At 54.9% G+C, this 12,537-nt stretch carries 10 protein-coding genes and 1 pseudogene; 8 read left to right on the forward strand and 3 right to left on the reverse strand.

Translation table 11 applies throughout. From position 1 onward, the window contains the following. Positions 1 to 5: 5 nt before the first annotated feature. A complete protein-coding gene (gene alaS, locus B4C79_RS11520) occupies positions 6 to 2,642 on the reverse strand; it encodes an alanine--tRNA ligase (protein WP_291752320.1) in 2,637 nt (878 codons plus the stop codon). A 54-nt stretch (positions 2,643 to 2,696) separates the two neighbouring features. Continuing rightward, on the reverse strand, positions 2,697 to 3,410 hold the full coding sequence (locus B4C79_RS11525; RefSeq protein ID WP_291740545.1) for a glycerophosphodiester phosphodiesterase: 714 nt from the start codon (positions 3,408 to 3,410) through the stop codon (positions 2,697 to 2,699). A 157-nt stretch (positions 3,411 to 3,567) separates the two neighbouring features. On the opposite strand from B4C79_RS11525, the gene doeB2 reads away from it, so the two are divergent. The 5 genes from doeB2 to B4C79_RS11550 are packed head-to-tail and all read left to right on the forward strand — an operon-like array spanning position 3,568 to position 9,001. Next, positions 3,568 to 4,752: a N(2)-acetyl-L-2,4-diaminobutanoate deacetylase DoeB2 gene (gene doeB2, locus B4C79_RS11530; RefSeq protein ID WP_291740547.1), complete on the forward strand. Its 1,185-nt coding sequence runs from the start codon at positions 3,568 to 3,570 to the stop codon at positions 4,750 to 4,752. Between the two features lie 5 nt (positions 4,753 to 4,757). After that, positions 4,758 to 6,035: an aspartate aminotransferase family protein gene (locus B4C79_RS11535; protein WP_240965806.1), complete on the forward strand. Its 1,278-nt coding sequence runs from the start codon at positions 4,758 to 4,760 to the stop codon at positions 6,033 to 6,035. Next, on the forward strand, positions 6,032 to 7,288 hold the full coding sequence (gene doeA / locus B4C79_RS11540) for an ectoine hydrolase (RefSeq protein WP_171100408.1): 1,257 nt from the start codon (positions 6,032 to 6,034) through the stop codon (positions 7,286 to 7,288). The genes B4C79_RS11535 and doeA overlap by 4 nt, the downstream gene beginning before the upstream one ends. Further along, positions 7,285 to 8,658 carry an NAD-dependent succinate-semialdehyde dehydrogenase gene (locus B4C79_RS11545; protein WP_291740549.1) on the forward strand — a complete coding sequence of 458 codons (1,374 nt, stop codon included), beginning with the start codon at positions 7,285 to 7,287 and terminating at the stop codon, positions 8,656 to 8,658. The genes doeA and B4C79_RS11545 overlap by 4 nt, the downstream gene beginning before the upstream one ends. A gap of 25 nt (positions 8,659 to 8,683) precedes the next feature. Beyond that, positions 8,684 to 9,001: an EthD family reductase gene (locus tag B4C79_RS11550; protein ID WP_291740551.1), complete on the forward strand. Its 318-nt coding sequence runs from the start codon at positions 8,684 to 8,686 to the stop codon at positions 8,999 to 9,001. Here the strand turns inward: B4C79_RS11550 and B4C79_RS11555 are convergent. Then, complete coding sequence (locus tag B4C79_RS11555) at positions 8,998 to 9,453, reverse strand: YaiI/YqxD family protein (RefSeq protein WP_291740560.1); 456 nt, start codon at positions 9,451 to 9,453, stop codon at positions 8,998 to 9,000. The two genes, B4C79_RS11550 and B4C79_RS11555, sit on opposite strands and share 4 nt — an antisense overlap. Positions 9,454 to 9,569: 116 nt before the next feature. Between B4C79_RS11555 and B4C79_RS11560 the strand changes: the two are divergent. From B4C79_RS11560 to B4C79_RS11570, 3 genes and pseudogenes are all read left to right on the forward strand, one after another. Continuing rightward, positions 9,570 to 10,448: pseudogene (locus B4C79_RS11560) on the forward strand (NAD(P)-dependent oxidoreductase); the annotation flags it as partial. Between the two features lie 36 nt (positions 10,449 to 10,484). Continuing rightward, positions 10,485 to 11,405, forward strand: a complete 921-nt coding sequence (locus B4C79_RS11565) for a DMT family transporter (RefSeq protein ID WP_171100414.1) — start codon at positions 10,485 to 10,487, stop codon at positions 11,403 to 11,405. Next, positions 11,402 to 12,388 carry a quinone oxidoreductase family protein gene (locus B4C79_RS11570; RefSeq protein ID WP_291740556.1) on the forward strand — a complete coding sequence of 329 codons (987 nt, stop codon included), beginning with the start codon at positions 11,402 to 11,404 and terminating at the stop codon, positions 12,386 to 12,388. The genes B4C79_RS11565 and B4C79_RS11570 overlap by 4 nt, the downstream gene beginning before the upstream one ends. Positions 12,389 to 12,537: the final 149 nt, after the last annotated feature.

Raw genomic sequence — 12,537 nt, forward strand, 5'->3', positions numbered from 1 at the left:
ATTGATTATTTATTTTTAACCCAATCCACAACACTGGCCAATGCCGCATCCAGATTCTCCGGCTGTGTGCCGCCAGCCTGCGCCATGTCGGGTCGACCACCGCCTTTACCACCCACTTGTTGGGCAACAAAGTTGACCAGGTCACCTGCTTTAACCTTGGCGGTTGCCTCTTTGCTGACCGAGGCAATCAAACTGACCTTGCCTTCCAGCACCGTGGCCAATACCAAAGCGGCATTGCCCAATTTGTCGCGCAGTTTGTCAGCGGCTTCGCGCAGCTGTTTCACATCTGCACCTTCCAGCTTCGCAGCCAGCACTTTCACGCCGCCCACATCCACTGCCTGCCCAGCCAAATCATCGCCCTGGCTCGCCGCCAGCTTGCTTTTCAAGCGGTCCAGTTCCTTTTCCAGGTTTTTCACCTGATCCATGATCTGGCCAATTTTGGCAGTTGCCTCGGCAGCGGGCACACGCAGACTTTGCGCAATTGCATCCACCTGCGCTTGCGCCTTCTGGGCAAATTCCATCGCCCCCAGACCAGTGGTGGCTTCCACACGGCGAATGCCGGCTGCCACACCGCTTTCGCTGGTAATTTTGAACAAGCCGATGTCGCCGGTGCGCTGCACGTGAGTGCCACCACACAATTCCCGAGAAGAACCAATGTCGAGCACACGCACGGTGTCGCCATACTTTTCGCCAAACAACATCATGGCGCCGGCGCTCTTGGCGCTTTCAATGTCCATGATGCGGGCTTGCGTTTCTGCATTGGCCAGAATTTCTTCGTTCACAATTCGCTCAACCTGGGCAATTTGCTCGGGCGTCATGGCGCTGTGGTGTGCAAAGTCGAAGCGGGTTTTTTCAGCGTCCACCAGCGAGCCTTTTTGGCTGACGTGTTCGCCAAGCACTTCACGAAGGGCCTTGTGCATCAAGTGGGTGGCACTGTGGTTGCGAATGGTGCGATTGCGCTGGTAGTGGTCAACCTGTGCGCCTACTGCATCGCCCACTTTCAATTCACCAGTCACCAATTCGCCATGGTGGCCAAACACATTGGCTTGAATTTTTTGTGTGTCCAATACGCGGAACAAATTCAGGCAAGCTGCGCCACTTGAAATTTCGCCCTGATCGCCCACCTGGCCACCACTTTCGGCATAGAAAGGGGTTTGGTCCAACACAACAACGCCCTGCTGCCCGGCAGTGATGCTGTTCACCGAGGTGCCGTTCACATAAATGGCGGTGATGGTGGCGTTGGCCACTTCAAGCGCATCGTAGCCCTTGAATTCAGTAGCCACGCCGCTGTAGGCCAGGTCAGCGTCCATCTTGAACTTGCCTGCTGCGCGGGCCTGCTGCTTTTGCTTGTTCATGGCCGCGTCAAACGCAGCTTCATCCACACTCATTTCGCGTTCTCGACACACGTCGGCGGTCAAGTCCAGCGGGAAGCCGTAGGTGTCGTGCAATTTAAATGCCGTTTCACCATCGAGCATGCCACCCTTGGGCAACGCACCCAGGGCGGAATCCAGAATGGCCATGCCGTTTTCAATGGTCTCGAAGAAGCGTTCTTCTTCGGCCTTCAAAATGCTTTGCACCTGTGCGGCCGCTTTGGCCAATTCAGGGTAGGCTTCGCCCATTTCTGCCACCAAATCACCAACCAAGGCGTTGAAGAATGGCTTGCGGCAACCCAGCTTGTAGCCATGGCGAATGGCGCGGCGAATGATTCGGCGCAGCACATAGCCGCGACCCTCGTTACCGGGAATAACGCCATCCACCACCAAAAATGAACAGGCGCGAATGTGGTCGGCAATTACCCGCAGTGAATTGTTGGTCAAATCAACCGCGTTGCCCTGCGCAGTCACTTCTCGCGCGGCCGCTTTAATCAAAGTTTGGAACAGGTCAATTTCGTAGTTGCTGTGCACATGCTGCAGCACTGCAGCAATACGTTCCAGGCCCATGCCGGTGTCAACGCAGGGCTTGGGCAGCGGGTGCAACACACCGTCGGCGCTGCGGTCAAACTGCATGAACACCAGGTTCCACACTTCAATGTATCGGTCACCATCTTCTTCAGGGCTTCCGGGTGGACCACCCCACACTTCGGGGCCATGGTCGTAGAAAATTTCGGTGCAAGGGCCGCAAGGGCCGGTGTCGGCCATTTGCCAAAAATTGTCGGAAGCGTAACGCGCGCCCTTGTTGTCGCCGATGCGAATAATGCGCTCGGCGGGCACACCCACTTGCTTGTTCCAGATGCTGTAGGCTTCGTCATCTTCCTGATACACCGTGACGTACAGGCGTTCAGGCGGCAGCTTGTAAACCGTGGTCAACAATTCCCAGGCGTACTGAATGGCGTTTTCCTTGAAGTAATCGCCAAAGCTGAAGTTGCCCAGCATTTCAAAAAAGGTGTGATGGCGGGCCGTGTAACCCACGTTTTCAAGGTCGTTGTGCTTGCCGCCCGCGCGAACTGAACGCTGGCTGGAAGTAGCCCGTGTGTATGGGCGTTTGTCTTTGCCGGTGAACACGTCTTTGAACTGCACCATGCCACTGTTGGTGAACAACAGGGTGGGGTCGTTGCCCGGCACCAGGCTGCTGGAAGCCACCTTGGTGTGGCCTTTGCTGGCAAAGAAATCAAGAAACTTTTCGCGAATGTCAGCGACTTTCATGTTGGGGCTACCTTCCTGAGTAAAGCGGCATGCGGTTTTTGGTTTAACCCTCGATTATAAGGTCATTCGATCCGTAAAAAGCCCTTTTACACCCAAGGCTTGCAGCGTTTTCGCCTGTTCCGCGTCGTTCACGGTATAAACCCGAACCAGCCGCCCTGTGGTGTGTATGCGGCGCAAAGCAGTGGGCTCCGCCCCGCTCCAGTGCAAATGAATGGCACTGGCCTGCAGCGCATCGGCATGCAGCGCCCAGTGGTCGGGCAACTGCTCGTACAACAAGGCAAGGTCATAACCTTTCAGTGGCAACAGGCTTGCATGGTAGAAACTGGAAAACACCCAGTTCTCGCAAATGTGGTGCTGTTGATCGGCAGGCAATTCTTCAACTGCGACCTTCACCGCCCGCCCCAAGGCAATCGCGTTGGCTGGGTGGGTGGCTTTCAGTTCCACATTGGCGCGCATGCCATGCTCTAAGCAGAACTGAATGGTTTGGGCGAGGCTGGGTATGGGCTCGCCCTGCACCGAGTAATGCCGAAGGTCGCGAGCACGAAGACTGTCAAAACGGGTTAGCGGATCGGTGGACGCCATGGCGGGGTCAACAGACCGGGCGCAACGCCCCATTACCCAGTCGTGGTGAATCATGGGCACGCCATCGGCCGTCAACATCACATCAAACTCCACGGCTTTAAATCCGGAATTTAATGCAATCTCAAAACCTTTCAGCGTGTTTTCAAGCTCGCCTTTTCCGCTGCCGCGATGCGCCCAAAGTTGCATTTTCTGTCATCCACGTATTGTTAATCCTTGACCTAGACCTAGCTTGGTCAAAGTAAATTTATTTACTTTTTAAAGGGTTATCCCGGAACTTCAACGGTTTTAATGCAGTCCCTTCTGGTGTTAAGGTAAAAGGATAGTCCATTTAACAGGGAGGGCAATGTCTGCGTTCTGGCAAAACACCATTAGCCAAGCGATACGTTTGCGACGAGAGCTACACAGCGAGCCTGAACTAAGCTGGCATGAAACACGCACCGCTCAAAAAATAAGAACAACGCTCAGCGAACTGAATATTAGCTGGTCCCCATGCGCGGGCACCGGCACCTTGGCGCGCCTGAATACTTCGGCCACTGCATTCAGTGCGCGCCACATTGCCTTGCGAGGCGACATTGATGCCTTGCCCATTGAAGAACAAACCGGCAAAACCTGGGCCTCCCGCCAATTGGGTTGCATGCATGCCTGCGGGCATGACGGCCACACTGCCGCCCTACTGGCCACAGCCAGATACTTGAAAAGTATTGAACACACATTGCCAGGGCCAATCACCCTGATATTCCAACCCGCCGAAGAAGGTGGGCACGGTGCGCTGCGCATGATTGAGGACAGCGCACTGGAAGGCATTGATGAAATTTACGGTTGGCACAATTGGCCTGCCATACCTGAAGGCCAACTGGTTTGCCCTGACGGGATTGTGATGTGCGGTAACGGTACATTCGAAATTACCGTAAACGGCCAGGGCGGCCACGCCAGCCAGCCTGAATTGTGCCGCGACCCTGTGTTGGCGGGCAGTGCCATGGTGCAGGCCTTGCAACAGGTAGTGGCGCGCAGGCTTGCGCCCCAACAAACCGCTGTGCTTAGTGTTACCTCATTTAACGCACCCGGCGGGCCCACGGTTATCCCTCAACAAGCTGTACTGGGTGGCAGCATTCGTGTGCCCAACTCCACCACCCGAGAGCAAATTAACGCCTTGATTGTTGAAGTGGTGGAGAACACCGCCCACGCTTATGGCGTAAGCGCCGAAGTCACCATTGAACCGCGCTACAACGCCACCATCAACCATGCCGCGCAGGCAGGCAAGTTAAGGGCCGCTTGGCGTGCAGTGATGGGCGACGCGGCCTTTGATGTTGCCACACCCGTGCCAATTATGGCCTCGGAAGATTTCAGCTATTACCTGCAGGAAATTCCAGGGGCTTTTGCCCTGGTGGGCGCAGGCAAAAAGGGGGAAGAACCCGTTCCCTGCCACAGCCCTTTCTACGACTTCAACGACGCCTTGATTGAACCGGTTGCCCGCCTTTACGCGCACCTGGCTGGCGCGCCCGACCCAACACACAACAACAAGGAGTGATGTGAATGAACATGCAAACTTTTGAGCGACGAGAAAGCGATGTGCGCGGCTATAGCCGCACCTATCCAGTGGTGTTTGACAAGGCATTGAACGCCCGACAAACCGATGAAAACGGCAAAGAGTACATCGACTTTTTTGCAGGTGCCGGTGTGCTGAACTTTGGGCACAACAACGAGCGCATGCAAAAAGCAGTGGTGGATTACATTCAATCCAACGGTGTTACCCACAGCCTGGACATGGCCACAGTGGCCAAGCGTGCCTTTATTGAAAAATTCGAAGAGGTTGTGCTCAAGCCCCGGAACATGCCGCACAAAATGCAGTTCATGGGGCCCACAGGCACCAACTCCGTCGAGGCGGCTTTAAAAATTGCACGACGCGTCACGGGCCGACAACAAATTGTGTCCTTTTCGCATGGCTTTCACGGAATGACTCTGGGTTCGCTGGCTTGCACCGCCAATGCGTATTTCCGTGGCGCTGCGGGTGTACCTTTGCAACATGTGACCCACCAAGCCTTTGGCTGCGAAACGCCCTGCAAAGGTTGCACTTTGGGCTGCGGTGAAGAAAGCATTGAACGCATGCGCGCCTTGTATGCCGACACATCCAGCGGCGTGGCACCACCCGCCGCATTCTTGATTGAAACCATTCAGGCTGAGGGTGGTGTGAAGGTGGCCAGCGCCAAGTGGCTTCAAGCACTCCAACAACTTGCGCATGAATTGGGTGCCCTGTTGATTGTGGACGACATTCAAGTGGGCTGCGGCCGCACAGGCAGCTATTTCAGTTTTGATGAACTGGGTATTGACCCCGACATTGTGTGCCTGGCCAAAGGCATCGGCGGCTGGGGCACACCCATGGCGCTGAATTTGGTAAAACCTGAAATTGACAAGCACTGGGCGCCGGGGGAACACACCGGCACCTTCCGCGGACAAAACCTGTCGTTTGTGGCCGGTCGTGAAGCGCTCACCTACTTCGAAAACGATGAACTCATGACCGAGGTGAAGCGCAAGGCAAAGGTGATGCACGCGGCCATGCAAAGTGTGGTGCACCGTCACCCACAACTGGAGCTGACCGGCAAGGGCATGATTCTGGGATTGAACGTGGGCAGCACCGAGACTTCGAAAGCCATTGTGAACCAGTGTTTCGAGAACGGCCTGATGATTGCAAGCTGCGGCACTGGCGGGCGAGTCATCAAACTGATTCCACCGTTGACCATTCCTGACAGCGACTTGGAAGAAGGCCTGAACACCTTGATCAAGGCGGTGAACCGCGTGATGGAGGCCGCATGAAAAAACGTGATGACATGACCTTTCCTTTCGAGGAATACGAGCGGCGCATCGCGGAATTGCGCATGCGTATTGCCCAGCGCAGGCTGGATGCGGTGGTGATCACCGATCCTGAAAACATCATGTACCTGACCGACTATCAAACAACGGGGTACTCATTTTTTCAGGCACTGGTGGTACCGCTTGAAGACGAGCCGTTCATGATTACCCGTGCGCTGGAAGAATCGAATGTGTTTGCGCGCACATGGGTAGAACAATCGCGCCCCTACCCCGACACTGGCGATGCCATTCAAATGTTGCTGGATGCCCTTCGGGAATTCAGGCTGGATGACAAACGAATTGGCTACGAGAGAAACAGTTATTTTTTCCCGGCCTATCAGCAAGACTTTGTCCACACCCGCTTGAGCAAAGGCAAACTGCTGGACTGCTTCGGCATTGTTGAACAAGGCCGCTTGCGCAAATCGCCGGTTGAAATTGAGCTCATGAGAAAAGCCGCAACTGCAACGGAAGCGGGCATGAAAGCGGGCCTGGAGGCCTGTGTTCCCGGCGCCACCGAAAATGACATTGGCGCTGCCATTTCGTCGGCCATGTTCAAGGCTGGTGGAGAGCCACCCGCCGTGATGCCTTACGTCACCAGCGGACCACGCACCATGATAGGCCACGCCACCTGGGAAGGCCGTGTGGTGAAACCCGGCGAACACGTATTTCTGGAAGTGGGTGGATGCTACAGACGCTACCACACCGCCATGATGCGCACTGCAGTGCTGGGTGAACTCAGCGACTCCATGTACAAAGCGCAAGAGACCATGAAGCATGCTCTGGATGCCGTTCATGAGTATTTTCAACCGGGCATGACCGTGTCGGATGCCGACAACCTGGTGCGCAATATCATTACCCACAACGATGTGGGCGCTCGGCTGATTACCCGCTCCGGGTATTCAATCGGCATTGCATTCCCACCCAGCTGGGATGAAGGCTACATTATGAGTTTGAAGCAGGGCGAATCGTCCATCCTTGAAGAGGGCATGACCTTTCACATCATTCCGTGGATGTGGGGTGTGGATGGTGACAAAACCTGCGGCATCTCCGACACCATCATCATCACAAAAAACGGTTGCGAATCATTTTTTTCGCTCGACCGCGATTTCACCGTGAAACCTGAAAAAAACGTTCACACGCTCAGTGCAGTGAACACCACACCCGGCAAGAAAAAAGCGGCCACTGACACAAATACGCAGGAGGACCAAGCTGTATGACCACTGCCATGCTCACATCAACCAACCCATTCACCGGCGAAAAAATCAGCGAGCATCTTGCCCTGCAAGGTGAACAAATCAGCGCACAAATTGGCATTGCTGCTGCAGCCTTTCCTGCGTGGTCCTCGAAATCATTTACTGAGCGCGGCAAAGTGCTTCATGCAGTAGCTGCTCAATTGCGCAAACACAAAAGCAGGCTGGCTGAACTAATGGCACTTGAAATGGGCAAACCCGTGAAAGAAGGTGGCCCGGAAGTAGAAAAAGCCGCCAGCTGTTGCGAGTACTATGCTGAGCATGCCAGCAGGCATTTGGCCGACGAATGGATCGCATCCGATGCATCGGAAAGCTATGTGAAGTACCAGCCATTGGGCACCTTGTTAGGCATATTGCCCTGGAATGCACCAGCCTGGCTGGCCTTTCGCTACCTGGCCCCGGCACTGATGGCGGGCAATACCTGCGTCATGAAGCACGACCCGAACGTACCGGCCACGGCGCAGGCATTGGCCAACTTGTTTCAGGAGGCGGGTGCGCCTGCTGGCGTGGTGGTGAATTTGCCGCTGCGCACCGAGCATGTGGAACAAGCCATTCGCGACCCGCGCATTGTGGCGGTCAGCTTTACAGGCTCAAGCGCGGCAGGTCGAAAGGTTGCAACCACCGCCGCATCGGAGCTCAAACCTGCGGTGCTAGAACTTGGGGGCTCTGACCCCTGTATTGTACTGGCCGATGCCGACCTGGAACGCGCAGCCGATGTGGTGGTGTTGTCACGCATCATCAATGCCGGTCAAAGCTGTATTGCGGCCAAACGCATATTGATTGAAGCGAAGGTTTATGAAGAATTCACCACCTTGCTCAAGGTGCGGCTGGCCAAACTGAAAATGGGCAACCCGCTGGAATCTACAACCGACATTGGCCCCATTGCCCGCCAGGACCTGCGCGATAACCTTCATCGCCAGGTGCAGCAAACCATTGAACAAGGTGCAAAGTGCCTGCTGGGCGGTCAGCTTCCCGATGCGCCTGGCTACCACTATCCCCCTACTTTGCTGGCCGATGTGAAGCCCGGCATGTGTGCATTTGAGGAAGAAACCTTTGGTCCGGTCATGGCAGTGATGAAAATAGAAAATATTGATGAAGCACTGGCAGTGGCCAACAACACAAACTACGGTTTGGGCTCTAGTATATGGACAGCCAGCACCAGCAAAGCCATGCGTGCAATCAATGAATTGCAGGCCGGACAGGTGGCAGTCAATGGCATTGTAAAAACCGACCCCCGACTGCCCAGTGGTGGCATCAAGCAATCGGGTTACGGCCGCGAGCTTGGGCCACACGGCATTCGCGAGTTTGTTAACGCCAAGCAGGTCTGGATTAAATAGAGGCAGTCGAGGAGACAAACCAAAAATGATCAAAGTCAGTGTGATGTACCCCAATGCGCAAGGCGTCAGCTTTGACCACGATTACTACAAAACCACCCACATGCCGCTGGTGAAAAGCAAAATGGGCAAAGCCCTGCACCATTACACGGTCGACAAAGGCCTGGCTGGTGGCGCTGGGGACGCGCCGGCGTTTGTGGCCATGGGGCATTTGCTGGTGGATTCCGTCGAAGCATTTCAGGCCGCTTTCGGCCCACACGCCAAAGAAATCATGGCGGACATTCCCAACTACACCAATTCCAGCCCTGTAATTGTAATTAGTGAAGTGACTGTTGAAAAAGGCTAAACAGCCTTGGGAAACTTCGCGATGATTCGGTCGAACTGACTGGCGAAAGTTTTTCGGTCCGCCTGGCTGTAGGCGGGCGGACCGCCTGTATCAATACCGCTTGCCCGCATGGTGTCCATGAAATCGCGCATCGTGTGTAGGGCCTTGATATTTTCTGCGGTGAACATGTCCCCACGCGGGCTTAAAACCTGCGCCCCTTTGTCGACCAATTGGGCAGCCAGAGGAATGTCGCTGGTAATCACCAAATTCCCGGCCTCAACGCGGCGTACAATTTCATCATCGGCCTCATCAAAACCACGCGGCACCTGCAACAGCTTGATGAATTTAGAGGGTGGCGTGCGAATGTACTGATTGGCCACCAAGGTGGTTTCAATGCCAGTTCGATCGGCCGCACGAAAAATGATTTCCTTCACTGCAACAGGGCAAGCGTCGGCGTCGACCCAGATTTTCATCATTTGACCACGCAAAAATGCAACAAGCTCCGATCGTATCAAATCGCAAAACCTAGGGATGATCCGAAGCGCAATACCGGCTCTATTCCGATACAGTTCAATCAAGAACTAAAACTTTTCAGGTGGTCAATATGGGTTTCAAAGTTGCTTTTCTGGGTTTGGGCGTTATGGGATACCCCATGGCAGGTCATTTGGCAAAGGCCGGTCACGAAGTCACGGTGTACAACCGCAGCTCGGCCAAAGCGGAAAAGTGGGTTTCACAACACGGCGGCAAAATGGCAAGCACGCCTGAACAAGCTGCGACAGGACAAGACTTTGTATTCGCCTGCGTAGGCAACGACGACGACTTGCGCCAAATTTGCACCGGCATCAATGGCGCTTTCCACGGCATGAAGCCAGGCGCGGTGTTCATTGACCACACCACAGCCAGCGCAAAAATTGCCCGCGAACTTTTTGAACATGCGAAAGACGCAGGTTTCGGGTTTATCGACGCCCCAGTGTCTGGCGGACAGGCTGGCGCAGAAAATGGCCAGTTGACTGTGATGTGCGGGGGAACTCATGCGGACTTTGAACAGTCCAAAGACGTAATTGCTGCATTTGCCAAGGCCGTTACCTTGATGGGTGAATCGGGCAGCGGTCAGCTGACAAAAATGGTGAACCAGGTGTGCATTGCCGGTTTGCTGCAAGGTTTGTCAGAAGCACTGAAGTTCGGCATGAATGCTGGGCTTGATGTCAACAAAGCACTTGAAGTGATCGGCAAAGGTGCCGCACAAAGCTGGCAAATGGACAACCGTGGCAAAACCATGGTGGAGGGAAAATTCGATTTCGGCTTCGCAGTAGACTGGATGCGCAAAGACCTGAGCCTAGTGCTGGAAGAAGCACGCCGCAATGGTTCTCAGCTGCCAGTGACCGCACTGGTTGACCAGTTTTATGCCGAGGTACAGGGCATGGGCGGCCAGCGCTGGGACACCTCGAGCCTCATCAAACGTTTGTAAAAGCGCGCGCCAGCCTTGAGCCGAACGCGCGCTTTATTGGAACGATCACCCACGGCTTGGGGCGTGGGTTTGGCGCTCTTGGGCGCCATCTTTTTTTCTGGCAAAGCGATTGTGGTGAAGCTGGCGTATGCCTACCCGGTTGACGCATCCACCCTGCTGGCCATGCGCATGCTGTTGTCGCTACCGCTGTTTCTGGGCGCGCTCATCTTCACCGTGTTGCGGGAAAAAAATGCCGCAAAAATGACAGCCAAAGATTATGGCTTGATTACCTTGGCAGGCCTGCTGGGCTACTACCTCGCCAGTCTGTTTGATTTCATGGGCTTGCAATACATCACGGCCGGGCTTGAACGGCTGATCTTGTTCACCTATCCCTCCATCGTGTTGCTGATTGCCTGCATCATCAAACACCAGTGGCCCCAACCCTGGCAGCTTGTGTGCATGGCGCTTAGCTACGTGGGGCTGGCAGTGGTATATGGCCATGAAACCGTACTGGTGGGCGACAACACGGCCCTGGGCGTGGTGCTGGTTTTTGTATCTGCCATTTGCTATGCCAGTTACTTGATTGTGGGCGAAAGGTTGCTTAAGCGACTGGGCACCATACGCGTTACCGCCATGGCCACCCTGGTTTCCGCAGCAGCCATACTGATACAAATCAACTTGCAGCAGCCATTGAGCATCATTGTTGAACAACCTTTGCCCGTGTGGGGCTGGTCGCTCGTGAATGCGGTGTTTTGCACCTTTGTACCAGTATTCGCCGTAATGACTGCCATCAGCTTGATCGGCGCACCACGTGTGTCGCAACTGGGCATGATTGGCCCCATCGCCACGATTGCGCTGGGCACCTGGATTTTAGAAGAACCATTTACCGTTTGGCATGCTGTGGGGACCGCACTTGTAATTGCAGGTGTAGCCTTACTCAGCATGAAAAAAGAAGCAAAAGAAGGAGCGATGACATGAGTACTACACCTGCAAAAATTGTTCGTTTTTACAACCCCGGTGCACCTGATGTGTTGAAAATGGAAGACATCGAAGTGGGTCCACCCAAAGCCGGTGAAGTGCAGATTGAACACAAAGCAATTGGCCTGAATTACATCGAAGTGTATTGGCGCACTGGCGTTTACCCACAACCCCTGCCCTGCTGCCCCGGCACCGAAGGTGCAGGCATTGTGCGTGCAGTTGGAGAAGGCGTAACTGACCTTAAAGTGGGCGACCGCGTGGCCTATGGCTCCGGCCCGGTGGGTTCGTATACCACCGTGCGCAACATGCCGGCACACCCGCTTGTAAAAATTCCGGACAGCATTGATTTTGAAACCGCCGCCGCCATGATGCTGAAAGGCTTCACAGCGCAGTACCTGCTGCGCCGCGTGTACAAAGTACAGGCAGGTGAAACCATCTTGTTCCATGCCGCTGCGGGTGGCGTGGGCACCATTGCTACCCAGTGGGCAAAGTCGCTGGGCGTGCGAGTCATCGGCACTGTTTCCACTCGAGAGAAAGCGGAGTTGGCCAAAGCCAATGGTTGCGCCGAAGTGATTATTACCAGCGAAGAAAATATCGTCGATCGCGTGAAAGAACTGACCGACGGCAAGGGAGTGCCGGTGGTGTACGACAGCGTGGGAAAAGCAACCTTTCTTGATTCCTTGAATTGCCTGAAACCGCGCGGCATGATGGTCAGCTTTGGCAATGCCAGTGGCAAAGTAGACCCAGTGCCATTGCAATGGCTGGCCGAGCGCGGTTCATTGGTGCTGACCCGCCCAACCGTGGCATCGTTTACGGTAGACAAGGCTGAAATGCTGGAAAGTGCGGCTGAAATGTTTGGCGTGGTGGCCAGTGGTGCTGTGAAAATTCAAATCAACCAGCGGTTTGCGCTGGCCGATGTGGTGAAAGCGCACACCGAACTTGAAGGACGACGCACGACGGGTTGCACAGTGCTGATTCCTTAACGCGCTGAGTGTTACATGCCCGATCGGCTTGGGTTCCGCTCTCTCGCCTGCCGGTTAACTGCCCGATCGGCTTGGTTTCCGATCTCTTGACTGCCTGTTAACTGCCCGATCGGCTTGGGTTCCGCTCTCTCGCCAGAAAACCTGTTGAT

The sequence above is a fragment of the Limnobacter sp. UBA7229 genome, assembly GCF_002473065.1.
In the GTDB taxonomy this organism is placed as follows: domain Bacteria; phylum Pseudomonadota; class Gammaproteobacteria; order Burkholderiales; family Burkholderiaceae_B; genus Limnobacter; species Limnobacter profundi.

Coding starts and splice junctions, on each gene's coding strand:
- alaS (WP_291752320.1), bottom strand. CDS start 2,642: ATGAAAGTCGCTGACATTCGCGAAAAGTTTCTTGATTTCTTTGCCAGC.
- B4C79_RS11525 (WP_291740545.1), bottom strand. CDS start 3,410: ATGCAACTTTGGGCGCATCGCGGCAGCGGAAAAGGCGAGCTTGAAAAC.
- doeB2 (WP_291740547.1), top strand. CDS start 3,568: ATGTCTGCGTTCTGGCAAAACACCATTAGCCAAGCGATACGTTTGCGA.
- B4C79_RS11535 (WP_240965806.1), top strand. CDS start 4,758: ATGAACATGCAAACTTTTGAGCGACGAGAAAGCGATGTGCGCGGCTAT.
- doeA (WP_171100408.1), top strand. CDS start 6,032: ATGAAAAAACGTGATGACATGACCTTTCCTTTCGAGGAATACGAGCGG.
- B4C79_RS11545 (WP_291740549.1), top strand. CDS start 7,285: ATGACCACTGCCATGCTCACATCAACCAACCCATTCACCGGCGAAAAA.
- B4C79_RS11550 (WP_291740551.1), top strand. CDS start 8,684: ATGATCAAAGTCAGTGTGATGTACCCCAATGCGCAAGGCGTCAGCTTT.
- B4C79_RS11555 (WP_291740560.1), bottom strand. CDS start 9,453: ATGAAAATCTGGGTCGACGCCGACGCTTGCCCTGTTGCAGTGAAGGAA.
- B4C79_RS11570 (WP_291740556.1), top strand. CDS start 11,402: ATGAGTACTACACCTGCAAAAATTGTTCGTTTTTACAACCCCGGTGCA.